Raw genomic sequence first — 24767 nt, forward strand, 5'->3', positions numbered from 1 at the left:
GATGGCCCGGAACCCGCAATGACGAACACCAACGAGCACGGCCCTGCCCCCTGGTGGCGCGGCGCCGCGATCTACCAGATCTATCCGCGCAGCTTCGCCGATTCCAACGGTGACGGCATCGGCGACCTGCCCGGCATCACTGCCCGGCTGGACCATGTTGCACGCCTCGGCGTCGACGCGATCTGGATCTCGCCGTTCTACGCCTCGCCCATGGCGGACTTCGGCTACGACATTTCCGACTATTGCGCGGTCGATCCGATGTTCGGCACGGTCGAGGATTTCGACGCGCTGATCGCCAAAGCGCGCGCGCTTGGCCTGAAGGTGATCGTCGATCAGGTCTATGCCCATACCTCCGACCGGCACCCCTGGTTCGCGCAAAGCCGGGCCAGCCGCGACAATGCGCGGTCGGACTGGTACGTCTGGGCCGATGCGAAGGCGGACGGCTCGCCGCCCAATAACTGGCAGTCTGTGTTCGGCGGCCCGGCCTGGCGCTGGGATGCGCGGCGCGGGCAGTATTACATGCACAACTTCCTGGCCGAGCAGCCCCAGCTCAACGTGCACAATCCGGACGTGCAGCAGGCCCTGCTCGACGTGGCGAAGTTCTGGCTGGACCGGGGCGTCTCTGGCTTTCGCATCGATGCGCTCAACCATTCGATGCACGACCCCTTGCTGCGCGACAATCCACCCGCGCCGCAGGACGGCAGGCAGCGCACCCGGCCCTATGATTTCCAGCTTCAAGTGCACAACCAGTCGCACCCCGACATCATCGGCTTCATCGAGCGCCTGCAGGCCCTGATCGCCTCCTACCCGGATACCTACTCGCTGGCCGAAGTGGGCGGCAAGAACGCCGCGCAGGAGATGAAGGACTTCACCCATGGCCCCGCCCGCCTGGACAGCGCCTATGGCTTCGACTTCCTCTATGCCGACAAGCTGACCCCGGCGCGCATTGCCGCCGCGCAGGATTTCTGGCCGGATGAGGCAGGCATCGGCTGGCCCAGCTGGGCCTTCGAAAACCATGATGCCCCCCGCGCCCTTTCCCGCTGGTGCGCGCCGGACCAGATCGACGCCTTCGCGCGGATGAAAGCCATGCTGCTGCTATCGCTGCGGGGCAATCCTATCCTGTTCCAGGGCGAGGAACTGGGCCTGCTTCAGGACGAGATTCCGTTCGAGCGGCTTCGCGATCCCGAGGCCATCGCCAACTGGCCCCTCACCCTCTCGCGAGACGGCGTGCGCACCCCGCTGCCCTGGGCCACGCAGGACGAGCATGGTGGCTTCACCTCGGCCACGCCGTGGCTGCCGCTGAGCGCGCAAAACCTCGAACGCGCAGTGGACCGGCAGGACGCCGATCCCGCATCGCTGCTCAACCTGACGCGCCATTTGCTGCACCTTCGCAGGACAAGCGCGCCGCTGCGCCGGGGTTCCTGTGAGGTGCTGGTGGCGGATGAAACCCGCCTCGTGCTGCGCCGCATCGCTGAGGGCAAAAGCGTCCTCGCCGCATTCAACATGGGGGCCGATGCTGCGGCATGGCCCGCTGAAATCGCCACCAAGGGCCGCGTGCTTGCGGCCGTGAACGGGGCAGAGCCCGGCGCGCTGCCCGCATGGGGCGGAGTGTGGATCATCGAAGGAGAACAGGCATGAAGCCGCTCAATCTGCTGGCAACCGCCGGCCTGACTTTCGCCGCGTTCGCCGCCCATCCCGCATCCGCCGAAGATGCCAAAACCGTCACCGCCGCCTCGCCCGATGGCTCGATCGTGCTCACCGTCAGCACCGACAACGATAGCAGGCCAACTTACTCCATCTCGCGCAAGGGCAAGCTGCTGATCGCACCCAGTAAGCTGGGCTTCGTCCTGACCGACAGCCTCAACATGGCGCGCGGCTTCGCCATCACCAGCAGCGAAACCGCCAGGGGCAACGACACCTGGGAGCAACCCTGGGGCGAGCGCCGCTATGTGAAGGACACCTACAACCAAGTCACCGTGCGCTTCCAGCAAGGGGCGACTTACGGCGAGCGGCGCATGAACGTGACCTTCCGCCTGTTCGATAACGGCGTAGGTTTCCGCTACGAAGTGCCGGAACAGCCGGGCCTCAAGACGATGAAGATCGCCGAGGAAACCACCGAATTCGACATCGTCCCCAAGGGCACCGCATGGTGGATTCCCGGCGGTGAGTGGAACCGCTACGAGCAGGTCTACCAGCAGACCCCGATCGACGCCGTTTCCATCGCCCACACGCCGATCACCATGAAGCTGGAAGACGGCACCCACCTTTCGTTCCACGAGGCGGCGCTGGTCGATTACGCCGGTTACTGGTTCAAGCGCGCTGACGGACAGAAATTCCGCACCACCCTTTCGCCCTCCTCGCGCGGGCCGCGCGTGGTGCGCGACCTTCCTTTCGCCACGCCCTGGCGCACGATCCGCATTGCGGACGATGCGGCGGGCCTTGTCGACAACGACCTCGAACTCAACCTCAACGAACCCAACAAGCTGGGCGATGCAAGCTGGGTGAAACCGGCGCGCTACATCGGGATCTGGTGGGGCATGATCCGCAATGACTGGAGCTGGGCCGAAGGTCCGAAGCACGGCGCCACTACCGAGCGCACCAAGCAATATATCGATTATGCTGCGCAGCATGGCTTCCGGGGCGTGCTGGTCGAAGGCTGGAACAAGGGCTGGAACGGCGACTGGTTCGGCCACGGCGACGAGTTCAGCTTCACCCAGGCCACACCCGATTTCGATATCGAGGCGATCACCAAGTATGCCCGCAAAAAGGGCGTGCGCCTGATCGGCCATCACGAAACCGGCGGCAACATCGCCAATTACGAAGCGCACATGGACGAGGGTTTCGCCCTGTACCAGAAGCTGGGCGTGGATACCGTGAAGACCGGCTATGTCGCGGACGGAGGCGGCATTATCGCCAACACTGACGCGCCGGGCGCCCCGGTCGGCCCGCTGCGCATGGAGTGGCACGACGGCCAGCGCATGGTGCAGCATCACCTCGCCGTGGTCGAGGATGCGGCGAAGCACCACATCGCCATCGACGCGCACGAACCGGTCAAGGACACCGGCCTGCGCCGCACTTACCCCAACTGGGTATCGCGCGAAGGCGCACGCGGCATGGAATACAACGCCTGGGGCACGTTCGCCAACGGTCCGGAGCATGAGCCGACGCTGGTCTATACCCGGATGCTGTCCGGCCCGATGGACTTCACGCCGGGCGTGCTGAGCCTGGAAGGCGCCAACGGACCGCTGGCCTCCACCCTGGCCAAGCAGCTGGGACTGTATCTGGCAATCTACTCACCGATCCAGATGGCGGCAGACTTCATCGAGCAGCTGGACAAGTACCCGCGCGAGATGAAATTCATCGAATCCGTACCCACCGACTGGTCGGAAAGCCACCTGATCGCCGGCGAAGTAGGCGACTATGCGATCTTCGCGCGCAAGGATCGGGGTTCGCAGCGCTGGTTCGTCGGCGGCGTCAACGATGCCACGGCGCGCAGCGTGACGCTGAAGTTCGACTTCCTCGACGCGGGCAAGAGCTACAAGGCCAGCGTCTGGAAGGACGGCGAAGGCGCCACTTACCTCACCGAGGCCCGGCACCGGATCGCCTACGACACGCGCACGGTGCGCAAGGGCGATACGATGGAAGTGTGGCTTGCTCCCGGCGGCGGCACGGCCATCAGGCTTGAGCCGAGCCGCTAAAGGAAAAGCGTCGGCCCCGTGCAGGCGGGGACGACGCTTTATTCCGACACACCGGCATCAGCCTTATGAACAGCTGGTATCGGTGTTGGTCGGCGTAATGCCAGGGGTCAGGTTCCGGTCGTCGCGGATCATGAATGCGGCCTCGCGGTGGAAGTTGGGCTTGCCCGCGAACATCGAACCGAACAGCGGCTGGTAGGTATAATAGACCTCGACATACATCACCGCCGAGCCATCGACCGCCGTGATCAGCGGGTTGCCCATGCCTGCCAGTGTAGTGCCAGTCAGGCCGGTGTTGGTCTTGCCGTATTTCGAATTGACCTTGAGGTTGCCTTTGCAACGCTGCCAGTGAATGTACTGGCGCCCGGTGGCTGGATCACGCTCCAGGCTGGACAGGATGATCCGGCCATTGGCTTCGAAGTTGAAAGCCGATCCCTCGACCAGAGCGCCGGTCATGACCGAATCGATCTGGGTCTGGGTGACGGTCGGCGTCACCGCGCTGTTGTCGGTCTGGCCCAGGCGCGAGGCATTGTCGGCAACCGAGGTGGCCATCTGCCCGATCTGCATGTTCACCGTCGCCATCGTCGCCAGTTCGGTGCCGTAGAAACCGAGCGTGATGAGGACCGGCAGGATCAGCGCGAATTCAAGGAAGGAAACGCCGCGCTCGTCCCCGCGCAGTCGCGGTGCGAGCGAGCCCGGCCGCAGCATGACACGCCTCACGAACATACCCCTGCGGCCGAACCGTACTTCTCCTGAAGGGCGTAAGGCTGGTTCTTGCTGACCGCGCTGGCGATCAGGGTGCGGGCATTTTTCGCATTGCTCACGAACGGGTTCACGAAGACCGGCGTATACGTGACCGTCACTGTGTAAAGAACGACGTCGTTGGCACCGCCATTGTCGGTGGTGCCAATGTCCGCGTCCCAGCGCCCGTTCCTGTTCTCGTCGGTATAGCTTTCGGAATTGTCGCAGGTGCCGTTGCCGTTCTTGTCGTTCCACGATTCCGCCCGCTTGATGTCGGCGAAGTCATAATAACTGACACGCTTGCTGGTGACGGTTGCGCCCGGTGCCACGCCCTTGACCAGATTGGTCACATAGGTATCCGCCTTTGCGGTGTCGGCGATCTCGAGCGCGCCGATGCGCGCGGCCTGGTTCACCGCGCCGTGCAGCACCGCGTTGAGATAAGCCATGTGGCCCATGTCGTAGATACCGATCAGCAGCATGAACAGGACCGGCGCCGTCACCGCGAACTCGATCGCAGTGACACCTCGCCGGTCGCCGCGCAAACCACGCAGCATTCCAGACAGGCGCGGCAACGTCCTCACTCGACGACCCTCAGCTCACCCACCTGCTTGGCGATTTCCTGGAACGCGGAGTTCAGCTCGGCGGCATTGCCCGCCACGTAGGAACTGCTGTCCGAGGCGCAGGCCTTCAGGTCGTCGTTCAGCGCCGCAGTGAAAGCCACCACCCAGACGCGGATGCCCTTGTCCTTGATCGCCTCGCACACGGCGCGGAAGCGGGCCGTATGGCGCGCCTCGTCGTTCGAGGTGCCGTCGCTGGTGACACGGCGATCCCAGTACTCCATGCCCCAGGCCTGCTGGATATAGGCGTTGGGCTCCATCTCGCCGTCGGTCATGAAGATGAGGTGACGCGCCACTTCGCCGCCGTTGTCGGGATCATCGTTCACCATGCCCCTCCACAGACCCTGCGGGGAAAGCATGCGGCCGCCCCAGATCATGCCGATGTCGAGGTAGGTGCCGCCGACGGGGGTGAGCGAATCTGCAACTTTGGCGAAACCGTCCTTGTCCATCGTGCTGAGCAGCTGCGACGGAGCCGGGCAATACAGTACCGTCTTGGCGCCGTAAGGAGAGTTGCTCGTCGTGTAGCGGTTCGAGCTGGTATAGCGGTAGTAGCCCACTTCCGGCCACATCGGCGCCCACTTGGTCTTGTCGTCGGAACCGGGAATGCCGTCGAGGTTCACGTCGAGCGCGCCGGTGGGCGTGATGCCGGTGGCGGAGGAATACGAGAAGTTCGACTGCGCGATGGTGCTGCGCTCTTCGATGCAGCCCGCCCAGGTCGACGTAACGTTGGTCCCGCCGTTGCCGGTGCGCGTGGTTACCTTGTTGAAGTTCTTGTAGGCGCTGGTGTCATAGGTCTCAGGCCGGTAATTGAAGGCGTAGGGCCGCGTCGTTGAGCGCGAGTAAATGTAGTAACTTCCCGATAGACGGCAGGAGTATTCTGTCCGCTGCTGCTTCGACTGACCCGATACATCCGAAAAATCGGTCGTCGACGGCAAATCGGCATTGCATCTCGACAATGACGAATAGGACTTGCTCGAATAGAGCTTCCAGTCGGTGCTGGTGTCGTTGTCGTCGGTCGTGCCGGGCTCCCATACGCGGGACTGATACTGGCGAGTGTCGACCAGGTAGCGCGGATCGAGGTCGTTTATCAGCCGGCCGACGTTAACCGTCGAACTGAACGGCACGAAGCCGTACCGCACGCGCGCATTGCTGGCGCCGGTAGCGGCCGACATCGTCTGGTAAAAGTTCTTCACCGCAGCGCGCAGCGCCTCAATTCGCGTCTGCCCGCCAGAAAGCTGATAGGCCATCGAACCCGTGGTATCGAGCACCATCATGATGTCGGCATTGCCCACGCCCATCGAACTGCCGCACGTCACGGTGACGGTGATGGTGTCCTTGCCGAAGACACGCATCAGCAGCGTATCGAGCACCGTCGTCGCCGTAGCGGTGATGGTGTTGCCGTCGTCAGAGGAAACGGGGTTGAACGTGGTCAAACGCGTGGTCTGCGCGTTGTCGTTGTAGTTCGTGTTGAAATAAGCCTTGGCAGCATTCTGGGAGGCCGTATCCCAGCCATTGGTGGTCACCGTGCGGCGCCCCGCCAGCACGCCCGCATCACAGGCCGTCTGGAGCTGTTCCTTGGCAAGATAATTGCGGCTGAGATCGACGGCCGAACCGATGATCACCATGCCGACAAGCAGCCCGATCGCCGCAATCGGAAGCACGTTACCCGCTGAATCGCGCAGAAGATCGCGGACCGGCCGCAGGTCGATTTTTGGTGCTTGGCCCATCTTGTAAACCAGACTCGCTCTTGGAATTTCCCCGATAATCTCCGGGTCCTACCAGCAATGTCTTAAGGAAGTTTTCCGTGTTCACGGCGGGAACCAAAGCGGTGCGCCATGCGTTGCAACGCCCGATCCGGGGATCGCGCGCGCCAGGGGCGTGCTGTCCGCGCTGGCACCGGTATCCCCTGAACGGCCTTGCAACGGCGCTGGATACTAAATGACGAATGCGCGCGGCATCAATTACCTGAAAACTACCTCGCCTGTCTCATCCATTCTGTTATACGCCGCCCCCGCGCTGCGGCACCGTATCTTCGGCATGCCGGTGCGATGCTTGCCTCCCGGCGGTTTCCCGGGCCCTCACCTGTTCGGGCCGGGCACCGACGAGACGTTCCCGCGCCGCACTATCCACGACGTCCAGGAAACAGCCATTGCCCAATGAAGCGATCAGGATCCTGGCCGTCGACGACATTCGCGAGAATCTCGTCGCGCTGGAGGCTGCGCTCGACCAGCCCGGCGTCGAACTGATCACCGCCGCCTCCGGCTTCGAGGCGCTGGAACTGCTGCTGAAACACGAATTCGCGCTGGCCCTGCTCGACGTGCAGATGCCTGACATGGACGGCTTCGAACTGGCAGAACTGATGCGCGGGAACGAGCGGACGCGGGGCGTGCCGATCGTCTTCCTCACCGCCATCGCCACCGACGAGCGCCGCAGGTTCCGGGGTTTCGAAACCGGCGCGGTAGACTACCTGCTCAAGCCGCTCGACATCACCGTGCTCAATTCCAAGGTCGCGGTATTCGTGGAACTGGCCCGCCAGCGCCGCGAAATCGCCTCGCAGCGTGACGAACTGAGCGCCGCGCTGGGCCGCCTGCGCGCGCATGGCGACAACTCGCCGCTGGCCGTGCTGGAGATCGATTCGACCCTGAAGATCGTCGGCTGGTATCGCAGCGCCGAACGCATGGTCGGCTACACCGCCGCCGAGATGATCGGGCTGGCCCTTGCCGATGCGCCGTTCCTGCCCTCGAACGGTGGCCGTACGGCATTCCTGGCCGGCATGAATGCGCTGCTGACCGGCGGTGACCGGCGCGCCATGCAGCAGCACCGCTTCGCCCATGCCGATGGCACCCTGCGCGAGGGTGAGTGGTACTGTTCGTCGCTGGCGCCCTCGCTCTCCGGCGGGGGCGGCCTGCGCCCCGGCAGCGTGATGATCGAACTGCTCGACATCACTGAACGCCGCCGCGCCGAGGACACCCAGCGGCTGCTGATCGGCGAGTTGAACCACCGGGTAAAGAACACCCTCGCCACGGTCCAGGCGATCGCCTCGCAGGGCTTTCGCCATGCCCGCTCGGAAAAGGAATTTCAGGACGCCTTCACCGGGCGTCTCCAGGCGCTGTCGCGCGCCCACTCGATGCTCAGCGCCACGACCTGGGAACGCGCGCGCCTGCGCCGCCTTATCGCTGACCAGGTCGCCATCGGCGCGGTGAGCGAGGACCGCCTGCTGCTCTCGGGCCCGGATGTGGATCTGCCGCCCGAACTGGCGCTGCGTTTCTCACTGATCTTCCACGAATTGGCGACGAATGCGCACAAGTACGGCGCGCTCTCGAATACAACCGGCACGGTGCATCTGGTCTGGCGGCTGGAAGCGAACGTGCTGGAACTCGAATGGGCGGAGCACGGCGGCCCGAGTGTCGCCCCGCCCCAGCGGCGCGGCTTCGGCTCCACCCTGATCGAGCACAGCATGGCGGCAGACGGCGCGCACATCACATCCGACTTCGCGCCCGAAGGCGTGCGCTGGACGATGACCCTGCCACTGGTCGCCCCGTTGGAAGGCGCTGGCGAGGCGCCCGCGCCCATCCCCGCGCCGGCCACATATGACCCGGCTCCCACGCCCCCGGCCACCGATACCCTGCCGCCCTTGCGCATCCTCGTGGTCGAGGACGAACCGCTGGTGGCGATGGAACTGATGATGGAAATCGAGGACGGCGGCGCGATTGCCATCGGCCCGGCAACGTCCTGCGAACAGGCAATGGCCATGATCCGCGAAGGGCGGCCCGACGCCGCCCTGCTCGACGGGAACCTGAACGGCGAGAAGATCGATCCCGTGGCCGACATGCTCGCCGCGCACGACACCCCTTTCGCCTTCGTCAGCGGATACGACCGCGACCACTTGCCTCAAGGTCACGGCGCGCGCCCGATGCTGGGCAAGCCGTTCATCGGATCGGACGTGCGCGCCATGCTGCGCCGTCTTGCCGAAGAAGCCACCGCTGCCGTGCGCTGAAGGCTATTCTCAATCTCCGGGCCTCATCGCCCAGTGACGCGGCGCGGCCCGGCAGCTATCGTGGGGACATGCGCCAGATCCCGTCCGTTCTCTTCGTCTGCCTCGGCAATATCTGCCGCTCCCCCCTGGCCGAAGCCGCCTTGCGCCGCGAGGCGGAAGTAGCGGGGCTAGACATCCTCGTCGATTCGGCCGGAACCGGGTCATGGCATATCGGCAAGGGCCCCGACCCGCGCTCCTGCGCGGAGGCACAGCGCCACGGCATCGACATCCGCTCTTACCGCGCCCGTCAGGCAAGGCCCGAGGACTTTGCCCGATTCGATCGCATCATCGCGCTGGATGCCGCCAATTATGCCGATCTCCAGCGCATCGCACCGCGCAATCCCCATGCGAGACTGTCGCTGCTGCTGGACCACGTCCCCGGATTGGAAGGGCAGGACGTCGCCGATCCATACTATGGCGGCCCGGAACACTTCGAGGAGACCTGGCAGCAGGTCAGCGCGGCGGCCCGTCAACTGGTTACGGAGCTGAGTCGCTAGAAACGCCGCAGCCAGTGCTGCATCGGCTTGGGCGTAGCGCCCTCGTCCCGGTGATCCTTCCAGGCGAATTCAGTGACGAAGCCTTCGACCGGTGCATACCCGCGCTTCTGCCAGAACGCATCGAGCGGGCTGTAATCCGCCGGACGGTCGGGATGGTCCGAAGGCCGGATGACGGCCGCGAACGTCGCCGCCTGCGCGCCGCAGCGCCGGGCCTGCGCCTCGCGGTGATCGAAGAAGGCATGGCCGATGCCCTGCCCGCGATATTCGGGCAGCAGCACGGATTCGCCGAAATAGAACAGCTTGTCGACATCCAGGCCGCGCACCGTGAAGGGGGCCTGGAATTCGGCCTTCTGCGCCGTCATCGCAGAGGCAGTGGCCGCTCCCACGATCCGCCCGCCATCGCGCGCGGCAACAAGCACCGCACCGGGCGCCTCCACGAATTCGCGCAGGTAATCTGCCTCATAGCCGCCGTCGCCGTCATAGAGGTACGGCCACTGGGCAAAAACCGTCACGCGCAGGGCGGCCAGATCGTCGATTGCGGCAAGCACTTCGCCGCCGGTGAGAGCATCGATTATAACGGTCATTGCGAATACTAGCGCGGCTTCGTCCACGGCGCCATCCTGCCCGGTTTGCTTTTGGCGCCGCTTCCACTATATGCCCGCTCCAATGCCCCGGCCGATGAAGTCGCCAAAGCGGCTCGATCGCGTCGGGGTTTGCTCTTTATCGTTTCAAGGACCACGCGCATGTCCCGTCGCCGTCAGATCTACGAAGGCAAGGCCAAGATCCTCTATGAAGGTCCTGAGCCGGGCACGCTGATCCAGTATTTCAAGGATGATGCCACTGCGTTCAACGCGCAGAAAAAGGGCACCATCCAGGGCAAGGGCGTGATCAACAACCGCATCAGCGAGTATGTGTTCACGCGCCTCAACCACATCGGCGTACCCAACCACTTCATCCGGCGCCTCAACATGCGTGAGCAGCTGGTCCGCCAGGTCGAGATCATCCCGATCGAGGTCGTGGTGCGCAACGTGGCCGCCGGCTCCATCTCCAAGCGCCTCGGCATTCCCGAGGGCGAGATGCTGCCGCACACGCTGATCGAATACTACTTCAAGGACGACGCGCTGGGCGATCCGCTCGTCTCCGAGGAACACATCGCCTGCTTCGGCTGGGCCAACCACGACGAGATGCAGGACATCGCGGCGATGGCCATCCGCGTGAACGATTTCATGGCGGGCATGTTCGCGGCGATCAACATCCGCCTCGTCGACTTCAAGCTGGAGTTCGGCCGCATCTGGGACGGCGACTACAGCCGCGTCATCCTGGCCGACGAGATCAGCCCTGACGGCTGCCGTCTGTGGGATATGATCACCGGCGAAAAGCTGGACAAGGATCGCTTCCGCCAGGATCTCGGCGGCGAGGAAGAGGCTTACCAGGAAGTCGCCCGCCGTCTCGGCCTGCTGCAGGACGACAGCGGCCCGAGCGAGGTGCTGGACCTGACCAAGCACCGTAAGCTGCGCGGCAAGTAAATCCGCCTTCCCGGTTACGAAAAAGCCTGGTGCGCCCTGAGCGCGCCGGGCTTTTTCATGCCCGCGGCTATCACCTCGCCCCTTGCCATCTTTGGCCCGGGCGGGCAGTCCTTGACGGGATGAGAGCTTCCCTGATTGCGATCCTGATGGTGCTGGCGCCCGCGCCGCTGGCTGCCAAGGACAAGCCCCCCCGCCCCGCCACTGCCCGCGATCACACCGCCTGGGCTTTTGAGCACAGCGATGTGCCGGTCGACCCGGATTTCCGCTTCGGCCGACTTGCCAATGGCATGCGCTACGTGATCCGCCACAATGCCACGCCTGCCGGCACCGGCATCGTGCGCATGGACGTGAATGCCGGCTCGCTCGACGAATCGCAGCAGGAACAGGGGTTCGCCCACTTCGTCGAACACATGGCTTTCAACGGTTCCACCCGTGTTCCCGAAGGCCAGATGATCCCACTGCTCGAACGCGAGGGCCTGGCTTTCGGCGCGGATACCAATGCCTCCACCGGGTTCGACCGCACCCTTTACAAGCTCGATCTTCCGCGCAGCGATCCGGCCCTGCTCGACACTGCGCTGATGCTGATGCGCGAGACGGCAAGCAACCTGACGATCTCGCAGGCCGCCATCGCCCGCGAACGCGGCGTCGTGCTGGCCGAAATGCGCGACCGCAATTCCTGGTCCCTGCGCAACGCCATAGACGCGACACAGTTCTTCTACCCCGGCGCCCTGTATGCCGAACGCTTCCCGATAGGCACAACCGAAACGCTGAACGCCGCAAACGCCGAAACCCTGCGCGCCTTTTATGAGCGCGAGTACGTGCCCGCCCAAGTCACGCTGGTCGTGGTGGGCGACTTCGACGCCGCCGCGGTGGAAGCCGGGATCGTGCGCCATTTCGGCGACTGGGCGGCGAAACCCGCCGATCCCCAGCCCGATGCCGGTCCGATCAAGCCGAAGGACCGCAACCGCGCCGCCGTCTACCTCGACCCCGCTTTGGCCGAGCGCGTCACCGTCCAGCGCAACGGCAAGTATCAGGACGAGCCTGACAGCCTTGCCCAGCGCCGCGAGGGGCTGCTGCGCTCAATCGGCTACGACATCGTCAACCGCCGCCTCCAGCGCCTCTCGCGCGGCGCGGAACCGCCGTTTCGCGGCGCCGGCTTCGGCACCGGCGACGTGTTCGAGGCGGCGCGCTCGACCCGCCTCATCATCGATACCGTCGACGGCAAGTGGCGTGCCGGGCTGGACGCCGCCGGGCGCGAGTATCGCCGCGCCCTGACTTATGGCTTCGAGCCGGGCGAAGTCGCCGAACAGGTGGTCCAGGTGCGCGCCGCGCTGACCAACGCGGCGGCCTCAGCAGGCACGCGCAGCAATGCGGTGCTGACCCAGCTTGCGCTCACTTTAATCGACGATGAGCTGGTGCCTGCCACGCCGAAATCCGGGCTAGCCCGCTTCGAGGCTTACGCCGCGCAGATCACACCGGATGCCGTGCTCGCCGCGATGAAGCGCGAGGCGCTGGCGCTCGACAAACCGTTGATCCGCTTTCAGGGCCGCCAGGCGCCGGAAGGCGGAGCTGCGGCGCTGCGCGAAACCTGGCGCGGGGCGATGCAGGCGAAGATCACCCGCGAAACCAAGGCTGCCGCCGCGCAGTTCGCCTACACCGATTTCGGTGCGCCGGGCACCGTGGTCAGCGACACGCGCACCCCGGGCCTCGCCATCCGGGAAGTGCGTTTCGCCAACGGGGTGATGCTCAACCTCAAGAAGACCGACCTTGAAACCGATCGCGTGCGCGTCACCCTCGCGATCGACGGCGGCGACATGCTGGGCACCCGCGCCAACCCGTTGGCGAGCGATATGGTGCCCTATCTCGACGAAGGCGGCCTTGCCCTGCACAGCCGGGACGACCTCGATTCGATCCTCGCCGGACGCACCGTGGGCTTTGGCTTTTCGCGCGGAGAGGCCAGCTTCGATTCGCGCGTCGCCACCACCCCGCGCGACCTCGAACTGCAATTGCAGCTGCTCACCGCCCTGATGACCGCGCCGGGCTATCGGCCCGAAGGCGAGGTTCAGTACCGCCAGCAGATCAACAACTACTTCGCGCAGGTCCGCGCCGCTCCCGGTTCCGCGCTTCAGGCCGACCTTGGCGGCATCCTGTCGGACAACGATCCACGCTTTTCGCTGCAGAAGGTCGAGGATTACCGCCAGCTGACTTATGCCCGCCTGCAAAAGGACATCGGCGACCGCCTGGCCCACGGCGCCATCGAGGTCGGCGTGGTCGGCGACATCGACGAGGACCGGACGATCGCCCTCGTCGCCGCGACTTTGGGCGCCCTGCCCGCCCGCGAATCGGCCTTCCGCCCCCACGGCGACCAGCCGCCGCGCCTGTTCACCGGGGACCGCAGCCCCCGCGTGATCCGCCATACCGGCCCCGCCGATCAAGCGCTGCTGCGCATCACCTGGCCGACCCGCGACGATGCCGATCCGGTGGAAACGCTCGCGCTGGAAATGCTGGAGCGGGTCATGCGCGTGGAACTGACCGACCAACTGCGCGAGGCGCTGGGCAAGGCTTATTCACCTTCTGCGTCGAGTTCGCTCTCGCACGAATGGAAGGGGTACGGCGTGTTCGCCGTCAACGCCTCGGTCGACGTATCGGAAGTCACCGCCACCCGCGCGGCGATCCGGCAGGTGGTGGGCGAACTGCGCACTGCCCCGGTCAGCGAGGACATCCTGCGCCGCGCCCGCCAGCCGCTGGTCGAAGGGCTGCAGAACGCGCTGAAGAACAACGGCGGCTGGATGGCTTTGGTAGACCACGCCCAGACCGAGCCCGACCGGATCGCACGATTCGAGAAGGCCAAGGAACGCGTCTTGGCCCTGACCCCGGCGGACGTGCAGGCGATGGCCAAACGCTACCTCGCGCCGGATGCGGGGCTGGAAGTACTGGTCCTGCCGGAGGGCGTGCCGGTTCCAAAAGGCTGAGCACGCCCCTTGCCCCCTCAGCGCGCGTGATTGGGCCTGGTCGGCTTGCCCACCCGGTCCGCCCAATCGACGATGAGGTCGTCGTACAGCGCCTGGTCGATCAGGTCGTATTTCTCGGGGAAATTGGTAAAGGCTCCCATGGCGCTGGCGACCGAGCCTGTTTCCATCAGCTCGCGCGCCATTTTGAGGTGATTGACCGCCGCCGAAACCCAGCCCCACCCGGTGGATAGCGTGAAGCGGGTATCGGGCAGGTTGAAGCCCAGCGTACAAACCGGGATCTTCATATGCGGGATCACCTGCATCTGCTGTTCTGGCGGCGCACTGGCGAAGACCACCGCGTCGGCCCCGGCCTCGGCATAGGCATGGGCGCGCCGGATCGCCCCTTCGATGGAGCCGGTGCCGCCCCCGCCATTGGCGCTGGTGTAGAGTTCATCGCAGCGCGCGATGATGACAAGGCCCGAATCGCCCCGCGCCTTGACGCCCGCTTCGATTCGGCACTGCATCTCCTCGATCGAGCACAGTCCGTTGACGTGCTTGGAGTGCTTGGGGTTCACCTCGTCCTCGACGTGATAGCCGGCGATCCCGGCCGCGACGTACATCTTCGTCAGGCGATAGGCATCGGCCACCGTCTCGCCCAGGGTATCGGCATCGGCGACCAGCGGGATCTCCATGGCCTGGGCGATGCGGGCCGCCTGTTCGATCTGCTCGATCTGGGTGAAGCTGCCATTGTCGGGGACCGCATAATGGAAAGCGGAGCAGGCATGGCCGCCCAGATAGGCCGCCTTGAAGCCGACATGCTGAACGATGCGGCCGGTGAGCGCGCTGTAAGCCTCGGCGGCGACGAAATGCTCACCGTTCTCGATCAGTGCGCGCAGCTTTTCGCCCGGTGTCGGCATCGTCTCGTCTCCCGCTTTTGCAGGAGGGCTCGCACGGCGATCCCGGGCTGGCAAGCGCGCGCGCCTGCCGCCCGAACGTATCGGCGGGGCGTTACGCCGCCGGGGCCGATTGCCCTATGAGTTCAAGCGCGGGGACCAGTTCGCCAAGATGACCGATCACCGCCGCTGCGCCCATGTCCTCAGGCGTCATGTCGCTGAAGCCGAAGCCAACGACTATGCAAGGTAGCCCGGCAGCCGCTGCGGCGCGGGTATCGTAGGTCGTATCGCCGACATAGGCCGCCCGGCCTTCGATCCCGGCGCGTTCGAGCATCAGGTGCAACAGATCCGGCTTTGGCTTGGCCCGCCCCGGCCCCAGCGTATCGCCGCCGATGACGGTGTAGAAACGATCCGACAGGCCGAGCTGGGCGAAGATCTTGACCGCGAAGCGCTCCAGCTTGTTGGTGACCACGGCGATCTTGACGCCCTTTGCCGCCAGGGCATCGAGCATCGCCTCACCGCCGGGGAACAGCCGCGTTTCCACCGCGATGTTCGCCTCGTAATAAGTCAGCAGCGCATCGTGGAGTTCCTCGAAACGCGCGTCGTCCACCGCGCCGCCTGTCGCCACCAGTGCATTGGCGAGCATCTTGCGCGCGCCGCCGCCGACGAAGCCGCGCACTTCGGCGATCGGCACCGTGCGCCGCCCCTCCAGCGAAAGCGCGTGGTTCACCGCGTGACCAAGGTCGCCGAGGCTGTCGAGCAAGGTTCCGTCCAGGTCGAAACCGACGATTTGAAAAGGAAATGCAGTCATCTCGCCTGCAGTGGCGGCTTGGTGTGGAAACCGCAACAATTTGCTGGCAGGAGTACCCCATGACTTCTGCCAGTACGCCCCCCGTGGCGCCCGCCGCCGTTCCACTTGCAACCGTAGTCCTTGCTGCCGGCAAGGGCACCCGGATGAAGAGCGACCTTCACAAGGTGCTCCATCCGATCGCGGGCCGACCGATGCTCGAACACCTGCTGGCGAACGCGCAGGTGCTGGCGCCGCAGCGGCAGGTCGTCGTCGCCGGACACGGGCGCGAACAACTGGAAAAGGCGCTGGGCAGCCGCGCCGCGATCGCCGTGCAGGAACCGCAGTTGGGCACTGGCCATGCGGTGCAGCAGGCCGAGAGCGCATTGGCCGGCTTCGACGGCGACGTTCTGATTCTCTACGGCGACGTGCCTTTCGTAAGGGCAGACACCATGCGCGCGATGATCGAGCGGCTCCATGCCCCCGATGCGCCGGCCGTGGTTGTGCTGGGCTTCGAGCCAACCGACCCGCTGCAATATGGCCGCGTCCTGGCGCATGACGACGGGCGCATCGCCATGATGGTCGAGTACAAGGACGCCACCGAGGAACAGCGCGCCTGCACCTTGTGCAATTCAGGGCTGATGGCTGTGAAGTCTGCGGACCTGTTCGGCCTGCTCGCCAAAGTCGGCAACGAAAACGCCAACGGCGAATATTACCTCGTCGACATCGTCAATATCGCCACGCTGGAAGGGCGCGCCTGCGCCGTCATCGTCACTGACGATGCGGACGAAGTGGGCGGCATCAACAGCCGCGCCGAACTCGCCGAGGCAGAAGGCCGCTGGCAGAAGAAGCGCCGCGTCCAGGCCATGGCCGATGGCGCGACCCTGATCGCTCCCGAAACGGTGTTCTTCGCCTGGGACACCAGGCTGGGCCGCGATGTCACCATCGAGCCCAACGTCGTCTTCGCCCCCGGCGTCACCGTGGCCGACAACGTGGTGATCCACGCCTTCTCGCACCTTGAGGGCGCCACCCTGGAAAGCGGCGTCGCCATCGGACCGTATGCGCGGCTACGCCCCGGCGCGGTGCTGAAGGCCAATTCCAAGGTCGGCAACTTCGTCGAAATGAAGAACGCGGTGCTGGGCGAAGGCGCCAAGGCCAACCACCTGACCTACCTTGGCGATGCCGAAGTGGGTGCTGGCGCGAACATCGGCGCGGGCACCATAACCTGCAATTACGACGGCTATTTCAAGCACAGGACCGTGATCGGCGAGCGCGCGTTCATCGGCTCCAACAGCGCCCTGATCGCGCCAGTCAAGATCGGCGCCGACGCCATCGTCGCCGCCGGCAGCGCCGTGACGCGCGACGTGGCGGATGGGGAACTGCGGCTGGTGCGCGGCGAGCAACTGGTCAAGCCCGGCTGGGCCGACCGCTTCCACGACGCGATGAAGAAGAAAAAGGCCGAGAAGAACGACTGAAACCGCACGCCGCGCCGAGAACTTCTCCGGCGCGGCTTTCAGCTGCGATCAGGAACCGATGGCCTTCCTGCGGGCGATGTTACCCAGTTCAGCCTGGGCAATTTCGCTCTTGGGTTCGTATTGCAGCGACTGCGTATACAACTGCTGCGCCTCGTCGAACCTGCCCATCGCGGCCTTGTTGAAGCCCATGCCCCGCAGCGCCCGCGCCGCGACCGAAGCGTCGGGACCGGTAGTGGCCTTGTCGACGACTGCCCAGGCCTGCGCGAAACCATCGTAGCTTTGCTGCCAGTCACGGCGAGACTTGAAGAGTTCGGCATATTCGTTGGCGAAGTGGGCATTGCCCGGTGCCATCTGGCTGGCTTTGCGCAGTTCCGCCTCAGCCAAATCGCCCCGGCCCATGTCGATCAGAGCGAAGCCCTTGCCGAAGTGAGCGTCGCATACTGCCGGATCGACCGAAACCGAACTGTCTGCCGCCGTCCCGCCAACGCGGCATAGGCGGCCGCGGTTATCGCCGTGAAGCTGCTGGTCGGTGTGGGCGATGACCTGGTCGAACATCTTCACAGCCTGCGCCTGCTTGCCGCGCCGGATCAGATTGAACCCCTGCTCGACATGGGCACTGGCGTCGAACCCCGCATTGGCAGGCGCGGCGTGCTCGAACGCAGCGGCGACCAGCGCGACCGGAGCAATCGCCGCAACCGCGCGACCTTCCGCCTCGGCAGAACCGGCATGTGCCGTTCCCGCGAAAAACAGAGACATTGCGCCTGTGAATACCAACGCATTTCTTGCGTTCATCGGTGATTTCCCTCTCCCAAAACACCGATGCCGCGCCGGTCTTTGCCGGGCCCTGTAGTCGGACAAATCGTCAGACAGTGTTCGTTGAACTGATGAGAATATCCCAACAGTACGGTTTGACAAGTCGTCTTGCCGAAATCATGCCGCCGTTCGTCGCATTCGCTAGCCTTGAACTCACAGCGCCCCGGATACTTGTCGCCGCAGAATCATGAGGGGCCAGAACCGGCCAGCGCATGACGGCGATGTAATGTCCAGGCAAGTGGCCGTTAACCCTCGCTGGTCCATGGTATCGGCATGACACCAGATGCATCCTCGTTGAGAATGATATCGCGATATGATATCGCGCCGTCATGACTCGGATCCTTGCAGACCTTCCCGATGAGGACATCCGCTGGCTCGATGACCGCGCGGCCCAGCAGGGCAAGTCGCGCGCGTCGGTCCTGCGTGAGGCGGTCAGTGTCTACCGCGCCGAATCATCGCAGGACTGGATTGCGCGCGGGGCCGGCTACTGGAAGCACCGCGACGATATCGGCGACGGCGTGGAACACCAGCGTGCCATGCGCGCCGACCGTACTTTCGACTGACTTGCGGGCAATTCAAAACACCGTGGCCGATCCCTTCTTCGACACCAACATCCTGATCGACTGGCTGAAGGATCGTCCGCAGGCCGCGGCGGAACTGTCGCGCTATGACCGTCACCGGATCAGCCGAATCGTTTGGACCGAAATCCTGGCCGGTGAACCGCCGGAAACGCGGCCCAGAGTGCAGCAGCTGATCTCTTACTTCGAGGTCGTCGAAATCGAGGCCCGCGCTGCCACGGCGGCCGCGGACATCCGAAACCGCACGAAGATCAAATTGCTCGACGCCCTGGTCCTGGCAACCGCCCAGGTGCACGGCGCCATTCTCGTTACACGAAATACCAAGGATTTTCCGGCAAGCATGCCGGGCGTCCGCATCCCCTATACCCTCTAAAGAAAGCGCATACGCTCATGTGTGGCATCATTGGCATCGTCGGCAAGGAAGACGTGGCAGACCGTCTGGTCGACGGACTTCGGCGCATGGAATATCGCGGCTACGACAGCGCGGGCGTGTGCACCATCCATGACGGCCAGCTGGTTCGCCGCCGCGCCGAGGGCAAGCTGCTCAACCTGGTGAAGGTTCTGACGCACGATCCCGCGCCGGGCCTCACCGGCATCGCCCACACCCGCTGGGCCACCCACGGCGCGCCCACCGCCGCCAATGCCCACCCCCACGCCACCGCCGAACTGGCACTGGTGCACAACGGCATCATCGAAAACTTCAAACCCTTGCGCGAATCCCTCGAATCGCGCGGCCGCAAGTTCGAGAGCCAGACCGACACCGAAGTCGTCGCCCACCTCGTCTCCGAACAGGTCGAGGCCGGCCTTTCCCCCGAAGACGCCGTTAAGGCCGCCCTGCCCCAGCTGCGCGGCGCCTTCGCGCTGGCCATCGCCTTTCGCCGCTTCCCCGACATGCTGATCGGCGCCCGCCTCGGCTCCCCGCTGGTGGTGGGTTACGGCGACGGCGAAACCTACCTTGGCTCCGACGCGCTGGCCCTGGCCCCGCTGACCCAGCGCATCACCTATCTCGAAGAGGGCGACTGGGTCGTCATCAGCCGCGAGGGCGCGCAGATCTATGATGCGCAGAACAACCCGGTAACGCGCGAGATCGTCGCCTCGGGCGCTTCTGCCGTCGCCATCGAAAAGGGCAACTACCGCCACTTCATGCAGAAGGAGATCTTCGAGCAGCCCACCGTGGTCGCCCAGACCCTGCGCAGCTATCTGCGCCAGGTCGACCAGTCGGTGGCCCTGCCCCAGATCGACTTCGACCTCGGCGCGATCAACCGCATCACCATCGTCGCCTGCGGCACCAGCTATTACGCCGGCATGGTCGCCAAGTACTGGATCGAGACTTTCGCCCGCCTACCTGTCGACATCGACGTGGCATCCGAGTTTCGTTACCGCGACCCCGTTCTGGAAGCGGGCGGCCTGGCGCTGTTCATCTCGCAATCGGGCGAGACGGCGGACACTCTCGCCGCGCTGCGTCACTGCAAGGCCGCCGGGCAGACCATCGCCGTCGTCGTCAACGTGCCCACCAGCACCATGGCGCGCGAGGCCGACCTGCTGCTGCCCACCCACGCCGGGCCGGAAATCGGCGTCGCTTCGACCAAGGCCTTCACCTGCCAGCTCGCCGTCCTTGCCGCGCTAGCCGCGCACCTGGCGGTGAAACGCGGGCGCATGGACCGGGCGGAGGAGATGGAAGTCGTCCATCACCTGCTCCAGACCCCGGCCAGCCTCAACGCCGCGCTCGACCACGACGAGGAGATCGCCGCCATGGCTCACCTCATCGCCCCCGCGCGCGACGTGCTGTATCTGGGCCGCGGGCCGGATTATCCGCTGGCCCTCGAAGGCGCATTGAAGCTGAAGGAAATCAGCTACATCCACGCCGAAGGCTATGCCTCGGGCGAGATGAAGCACGGTCCCATCGCACTGATCGACGAGGCGGTGCCGGTGATCGTCCTGGCCCCATCCGGCCCATTGTTCGAGAAGACCGTCAGCAACATGCAGGAAGTGCGTGCGCGCGGCGGCAAGGTGGTGCTGATTTCGGACGCGGAAGGCATCGCCGAGGCCGGCGAAGGCTGTATCGCCACGATCGAGATGCCCCGTGTGCATCCGCTGATCGCCCCGCTCGTCTATGCAGTGCCGGTGCAACTCCTGGCCTACCATGTCGCCTGCGTGAAGGGCACCGACGTCGACCAGCCGCGCAACCTCGCCAAGAGCGTCACTGTCGAATAAGGTGGAGGCCGGATAGCCCGGCGGGCCAACAGGAAAGGCGGCAATTAGCAAAGGCGGGGAATGGCAAGGGGTTAACAGGACCATCCTGCACGCATCTATCCACGGGTAGATCCGTACTGGGTCAATTACTTAACCTCCCGCTAACCCTTTGAACGCTACCCCTTTGCGCGTGAACATGAGGACACTTGCAAGCAAAGCCCTACCGAAAGACCTTCCGGTTCTTGCGGTTCTTGGCCTGTCGGAGCCCGCCGACGGGGACTGGGCGCGGCTGCGCGGGCTCCAGTTCTCCACGCTTCGGCGCACGAGCTTCATGCGTATCTCCGCTCAGGCGGCAGCGGCGCTGGCCGCGGCCATGTTGCTGCTCGGCCGGGTCCCTCTCCTTGCCGTCGCATCATGGCTGGTCTTGCTCGCCCTCAGTCACTGGCACGGCTACCGTATCGACTGCTCGGTGGCCGACACCGATCGCCGCCACGTCACCCACGACGAGGTCAGGGCGCAGATGCTCGGCTCGATCGGCAACGGCCTGGTCTGGGCCCTGCCCCTATGCGGGCTGGCCATGTTCGTGGACCTGCAGACGCAAGTGAAGGTCTGGACCGTGCTGGCCATGCTGATGGCGGCATCGGTGATCCTCATCCCAGCGGTGCCGATGAGCACGCTGCTGTTCTCCGGCATCGTCGGCGGCGCGGCAATCGCCACTTTCGTGCTGCGCGCCAGCTACGATATGGCCGCGATCGCGGTGCTGTTCATGGGCATCATCCTGATCGGCGCGATCGAGGGTGCCCGCCGCTATCTCGCCGCAAAGATCGCCGAGGCCGGCCTGGCCGAAAAGGACGAGGTCGTTTCGCTGCTTCTGCGCGAATTCCAGGAAGGCCAGGCCGACTGGCTATGGCAGATAGATACCGGCCGCCGGGTTCGCTCGGTATCTCCGCGCTTCGCCTACGCCCTGGACCGCGACGCTGCGGGGGCAGAGGGCATGCCTCTGATTCAGCTGATTTCCGGCCCCGCTTGGGAAACAGGCCAGTTCCCTCCCAGCCTGCACGAACTGGCCGAACGGTTGAAGCGGCGCGAACCGTTCTCTAACCTGCTGGTGCGCGCCGCGATCGATGGACAGGCGCGCTGGTGGGAGCTTTCCGGCACCCCCCGCATCAACGAAAACGGCGTTTTCGACGGCTTTCGCGGCGTCGGCTCGGACGTCACCGAAGCGCGTGAAAATTCCGACAAGATCGCCTGGCTCGCCCGGTATGACACGCTGACCGGCCTGCCAAACCGCATGATGCTGACCGAGACACTGGCCGGCGCGCTGGACTATGCGGACAAGTGGCGCACCCGCTGCGCCTTCCTGATGATCGACCTCGACCGCTTCAAGGCCGTCAACGACACGCTGGGCCACCACATCGGCGATCAGTTGCTGGCGCGTGTTTCGGAACGGCTCAAGGAGCAGATGAGCGAGAACGAGCTGTGTGGGCGCCTCGGCGGCGACGAGTTCGCCATCGTCATCCGCGATGCCTCGGACGCCAAGCATATCGACCAGGTCGCCCGGCGCGTGATCCACCGCCTATCGCAGCCTTACGAGATCGACCAGCACACCTTGTTCGTCGGCGCATCCATCGGCTCGGCCATGGGCCCGCGCGACGGCTCCAGCGTCGAGACGCTTATGCGCAACGCCGACCTCGCGCTCTATCGCTCGAAGGACACTGGCGGCAACACGCACTGCACTTATGAGCCCGCGCTCCACGCCCATGCCGAAGAACGCCGCAAGCTGGAATTCGCGCTGCGCCGCGCGATGGACCGCAAGGAATTCCACGTCGTCTACCAGCCGGTGGTCGATGCGATATCCGAAGCCGTGCTCAGTTTCGAGGCGCTGCTGCGCTGGGACAATGCCGAACATGGCGCGGTCAGCCCTGCCAAGTTCGTGCCGCTGGCGGAAGATACCCGCCTTATCGTCCCGATCGGCGAATGGGTCCTTCGCGAGGCCTGCCGCGAGGCGATGAACTGGCCGCCCCACGTGCGCGTGGCGGTGAACGTATCGGGCGAACAACTGCTGGACAGCAACTTCGCGGCCAGCGTCGTGGGCGCGCTTTCGGGTAGCGGCCTTCCCGCGCACCGGCTCGAGATCGAGGTCACCGAGAGCATCTTCCTGCGCGATGCCAGCCAGGCGCGCGCGGCGCTGGAACAGATCATGAGCCTGGGCTGCGCGGTGGCGCTTGACGATTTCGGAACCGGCTATTCCTCGCTCGGTTACCTGCGCAAATTGCGCTTTTCGACGATCAAGGTCGACCGCTCGTTCGTACAGGGCGCCGCGACCGGCAATGCCGAAAGCCTCGCCATCATCCGCGCCGTCGTCGCGATGGCCGACAGCCTGGGCATGTCGACCACGGCCGAAGGTGCGGAAACCGAAAAGCAGGTGCAGGTCATCCGCAAGCTGGGTTGCCGCAAGATCCAGGGCTATTTCTTCGGCCGCCCAATGTCCCCTACCGACGCGCAAGGCCTGTTCCGCAGCCAGGCGCAGGTCGACCGCCAAAGCGTAGCCTGAGCGCGCCGGATCAGGCCAAGTTCATGCCACGAGTGCGAATACCCGCACTTCCCTGTTTTATGCGGAAACCTGTCCCATGCCCGTTATCGGATGCCTGCTGCTGATCGTCCTGCCGCTGCTCGGCCTGGCGGGCGGAGGGTTTTTGTGGGGAGCGCAGGGTGCGAAATGGGGCGCGGGCGCCGGTTTTGCAGCGGCGCTGGTGGTGTTCGGCGCAGGTTCCTACGCGTTCATCAAAGGCATACGCGGCCGCTAAGACCCGTCAGCCGAATACGGCGACCGACTGCATCCCGGCGATCGCGGGCGTCCCATCCGCGCGCCACTGCATGATATGTTCGCTCGCCCCGCCATGCGCCGCGTGTTCGCTGGTCGAGCGGATCAGCCACCAACCGTCAGCGTCCGGGCGCGGGTCCAGCACGTTGACATGCCACTGCATCGACGAGATCGGCACGCGGAATGACAGCAGCGGCCACACCGCCACCGGCAGCACATCCCCGCACAGCACGGCTTCCACTTCCGGGTGAAGGCCGCCGCGCTTCCGGGGGCGGACCCACCAGCACAAGTCCGCCTCTCCCAGCGAAGCCTTGGGCATGGCGAAACGGACCTCGAAATGGTTGCGCAGGAAGGCCGGAGCCTGATCCATCGGCACCGGCGGCGCATCGCCCAGCGGAATAACCCCTTCAGGCAGCGCGTAATGATCGATGGAAAGAACGCTCTCGATCGGCCGCATGAAGACGAAACTGGCGGTAAAGCCCACCCCGCCCTCACCAGTCAGTTCGGCGGCAACCCAGGTCGCATTGCGCCCCTGCCGCAGCACTCTCGCCCGTGCCTCGACGCGCCCGGCAAGCGGTGCGATCATCGAAAACTGGCCCGAGCGCAGCGGCGCAAGCTCGTTCGAAACACCCCGCGCCGCCGCCAGCGCAATGGCGGAGGTCAGCCCGCCATAAGCGGTGCGCCCCTGCAGCCAGTCCTCGGTGATGTCCAACGCGAAGCCGCCTTCCAGAGGCTCCGCCTCGGCAATCATGGTTCCGAGGCCCGCCATCAGAAAAGCCGCGATCCGTTGGGCACCGCCTTGTCGGGAGAGAACAGAACCACCCTGCCCTCCTCATCCGCAAAGCCCATCGTCAGCACTTCGGACAGTGCCTTGCCAATCTGGCGAGCGGGAAAATTCACCACCGCCGCCACCTGCCGCCCGACCAGTTCCTCGGGCGAATAGAGCGCGGCCACCTGGCCGACGCTCTTCTTCTCGCCGATGCCGGGACCGAAATCGATCCGCAGCTTGTAGCTGGGCTTGCGCGCACCCTCATAAACGTCCGCCGCGACGATAGTGCCGACGCGGATGTCCACTTTCAGGAAATCGTCGAAGCCGATCTCTTGGGCTGCGGGTGCGGCGGGGTCGTGATCGAGGTGCATG

Annotated in this window: 22 protein-coding genes; 13 read left to right on the forward strand and 9 right to left on the reverse strand. The window is 65.1% G+C overall.

The features are described 5' to 3' along the window. The first annotated feature begins 18 nt into the window (after positions 1–18). Positions 19–1638, forward strand: a complete 1620-nt coding sequence (locus TQ38_RS11055; RefSeq protein WP_043972604.1) for an alpha-amylase family glycosyl hydrolase — start codon at positions 19–21, stop codon at positions 1636–1638. Continuing rightward, positions 1635–3698 carry a glycoside hydrolase family 97 protein gene (locus TQ38_RS11060; protein ID WP_043972603.1) on the forward strand — a complete coding sequence of 688 codons (2064 nt, stop codon included), beginning with the start codon at positions 1635–1637 and terminating at the stop codon, positions 3696–3698. The genes TQ38_RS11055 and TQ38_RS11060 overlap by 4 nt, the downstream gene beginning before the upstream one ends. A gap of 63 nt (positions 3699–3761) precedes the next feature. Here TQ38_RS11060 and TQ38_RS11065 read toward each other — a convergent pair whose 3' ends face one another. The 3 genes from TQ38_RS11065 to TQ38_RS11075 are packed head-to-tail and all read right to left on the reverse strand — an operon-like array spanning position 3762 to position 6780. Then, the gene (locus TQ38_RS11065; RefSeq protein ID WP_240197867.1) at positions 3762–4415 is read right to left on the reverse strand and encodes a TadE/TadG family type IV pilus assembly protein; all 654 of its coding nucleotides are present in this window, start codon (positions 4413–4415) and stop codon (positions 3762–3764) included. Further along, entirely contained in the window at positions 4412–5017 is a 606-nt protein-coding gene (locus TQ38_RS11070; RefSeq protein ID WP_240197868.1) for a TadE/TadG family type IV pilus assembly protein, read from the reverse strand. Before TQ38_RS11070 ends, TQ38_RS11065 begins: the two co-directional genes overlap by 4 nt. Beyond that, positions 5014–6780: a pilus assembly protein gene (locus TQ38_RS11075; protein ID WP_043972599.1), complete on the reverse strand. Its 1767-nt coding sequence runs from the start codon at positions 6778–6780 to the stop codon at positions 5014–5016. The genes TQ38_RS11070 and TQ38_RS11075 overlap by 4 nt, the downstream gene beginning before the upstream one ends. A gap of 211 nt (positions 6781–6991) precedes the next feature. Here TQ38_RS11075 and TQ38_RS11080 point away from each other — a divergent pair, with 211 nt between their 5' ends. From TQ38_RS11080 to TQ38_RS11090, 3 genes are all read left to right on the forward strand, one after another. Then, the gene (locus TQ38_RS11080; protein ID WP_043972597.1) at positions 6992–7213 is read left to right on the forward strand and encodes a hypothetical protein; all 222 of its coding nucleotides are present in this window, start codon (positions 6992–6994) and stop codon (positions 7211–7213) included. Next, positions 7203–9050, forward strand: coding sequence for a response regulator (locus TQ38_RS11085; protein ID WP_043972595.1), 1848 nt, complete (start codon positions 7203–7205; stop codon positions 9048–9050). The genes TQ38_RS11080 and TQ38_RS11085 overlap by 11 nt, the downstream gene beginning before the upstream one ends. Before the next feature lie 68 nt (positions 9051–9118). After that, entirely contained in the window at positions 9119–9586 is a 468-nt protein-coding gene (locus TQ38_RS11090) for a low molecular weight protein-tyrosine-phosphatase (RefSeq protein ID WP_043972594.1), read from the forward strand. Here the strand turns inward: TQ38_RS11090 and TQ38_RS11095 are convergent. Beyond that, positions 9583–10170, reverse strand: coding sequence for a GNAT family N-acetyltransferase (locus TQ38_RS11095; protein WP_043973412.1), 588 nt, complete (start codon positions 10168–10170; stop codon positions 9583–9585). The two genes, TQ38_RS11090 and TQ38_RS11095, sit on opposite strands and share 4 nt — an antisense overlap. A 159-nt stretch (positions 10171–10329) precedes the next feature. On the opposite strand from TQ38_RS11095, the gene purC reads away from it, so the two are divergent. Beyond that, positions 10330–11112, forward strand: a complete 783-nt coding sequence (gene purC / locus TQ38_RS11100; protein WP_043972592.1) for a phosphoribosylaminoimidazolesuccinocarboxamide synthase — start codon at positions 10330–10332, stop codon at positions 11110–11112. A 119-nt stretch (positions 11113–11231) separates the two neighbouring features. Beyond that, positions 11232–14084 carry a pitrilysin family protein gene (locus tag TQ38_RS11105; RefSeq protein ID WP_043972590.1) on the forward strand — a complete coding sequence of 951 codons (2853 nt, stop codon included), beginning with the start codon at positions 11232–11234 and terminating at the stop codon, positions 14082–14084. A gap of 17 nt (positions 14085–14101) precedes the next feature. Here TQ38_RS11105 and TQ38_RS11110 read toward each other — a convergent pair whose 3' ends face one another. Both TQ38_RS11110 and TQ38_RS11115 read right to left on the reverse strand, forming a co-directional pair. After that, positions 14102–14980 (reverse strand): oxaloacetate decarboxylase, encoded by an 879-nt coding sequence (locus tag TQ38_RS11110; protein ID WP_043972588.1) that lies wholly within the window; start codon positions 14978–14980, stop codon positions 14102–14104. Between the two features lie 91 nt (positions 14981–15071). Further along, a complete protein-coding gene (locus tag TQ38_RS11115; RefSeq protein ID WP_043972585.1) occupies positions 15072–15767 on the reverse strand; it encodes an HAD-IA family hydrolase in 696 nt (231 codons plus the stop codon). Positions 15768–15826: 59 nt separating this feature from the next. Here TQ38_RS11115 and glmU point away from each other — a divergent pair, with 59 nt between their 5' ends. Continuing rightward, positions 15827–17218 (forward strand): bifunctional UDP-N-acetylglucosamine diphosphorylase/glucosamine-1-phosphate N-acetyltransferase GlmU, encoded by a 1392-nt coding sequence (glmU, locus tag TQ38_RS11120; protein ID WP_043972583.1) that lies wholly within the window; start codon positions 15827–15829, stop codon positions 17216–17218. Between the two features lie 48 nt (positions 17219–17266). Here glmU and TQ38_RS11125 read toward each other — a convergent pair whose 3' ends face one another. Continuing rightward, complete coding sequence (locus TQ38_RS11125) at positions 17267–18010, reverse strand: diguanylate cyclase (RefSeq protein ID WP_043972581.1); 744 nt, start codon at positions 18008–18010, stop codon at positions 17267–17269. A 350-nt stretch (positions 18011–18360) separates the two neighbouring features. Here TQ38_RS11125 and TQ38_RS11130 point away from each other — a divergent pair, with 350 nt between their 5' ends. The 5 genes from TQ38_RS11130 to TQ38_RS30575 all read left to right on the forward strand — a co-directional run bounded on the left by TQ38_RS11130 (position 18361) and on the right by TQ38_RS30575 (position 23609). After that, entirely contained in the window at positions 18361–18594 is a 234-nt protein-coding gene (locus TQ38_RS11130; RefSeq protein WP_043972579.1) for a CopG family transcriptional regulator, read from the forward strand. 22 nt (positions 18595–18616) lie between these two features. Next, positions 18617–18982, forward strand: a complete 366-nt coding sequence (locus tag TQ38_RS11135; RefSeq protein ID WP_043972577.1) for a type II toxin-antitoxin system VapC family toxin — start codon at positions 18617–18619, stop codon at positions 18980–18982. A 17-nt stretch (positions 18983–18999) separates the two neighbouring features. Continuing rightward, positions 19000–20823 carry a glutamine--fructose-6-phosphate transaminase (isomerizing) gene (glmS, locus tag TQ38_RS11140; RefSeq protein WP_043972574.1) on the forward strand — a complete coding sequence of 608 codons (1824 nt, stop codon included), beginning with the start codon at positions 19000–19002 and terminating at the stop codon, positions 20821–20823. 175 nt (positions 20824–20998) lie between these two features. Further along, the gene (locus TQ38_RS11145) at positions 20999–23356 is read left to right on the forward strand and encodes a bifunctional diguanylate cyclase/phosphodiesterase (protein WP_043972571.1); all 2358 of its coding nucleotides are present in this window, start codon (positions 20999–21001) and stop codon (positions 23354–23356) included. 76 nt (positions 23357–23432) lie between these two features. Beyond that, positions 23433–23609 (forward strand): hypothetical protein, encoded by a 177-nt coding sequence (locus TQ38_RS30575; RefSeq protein WP_205316026.1) that lies wholly within the window; start codon positions 23433–23435, stop codon positions 23607–23609. Between the two features lie 6 nt (positions 23610–23615). On the opposite strand, the gene TQ38_RS11150 is transcribed toward TQ38_RS30575, so the two are convergent. Beyond that, positions 23616–24395, reverse strand: coding sequence for a thioesterase family protein (locus TQ38_RS11150; RefSeq protein ID WP_043972568.1), 780 nt, complete (start codon positions 24393–24395; stop codon positions 23616–23618). Next, positions 24395–24766, reverse strand: coding sequence for a tRNA-binding protein (locus tag TQ38_RS11155; protein WP_043972565.1), 372 nt, complete (start codon positions 24764–24766; stop codon positions 24395–24397). Before TQ38_RS11155 ends, TQ38_RS11150 begins: the two co-directional genes overlap by 1 nt. Position 24767: the final 1 nt, after the last annotated feature.

The organism is Novosphingobium sp. P6W (assembly GCF_000876675.2).
Classification (GTDB): Bacteria; Pseudomonadota; Alphaproteobacteria; order Sphingomonadales; family Sphingomonadaceae; genus Novosphingobium.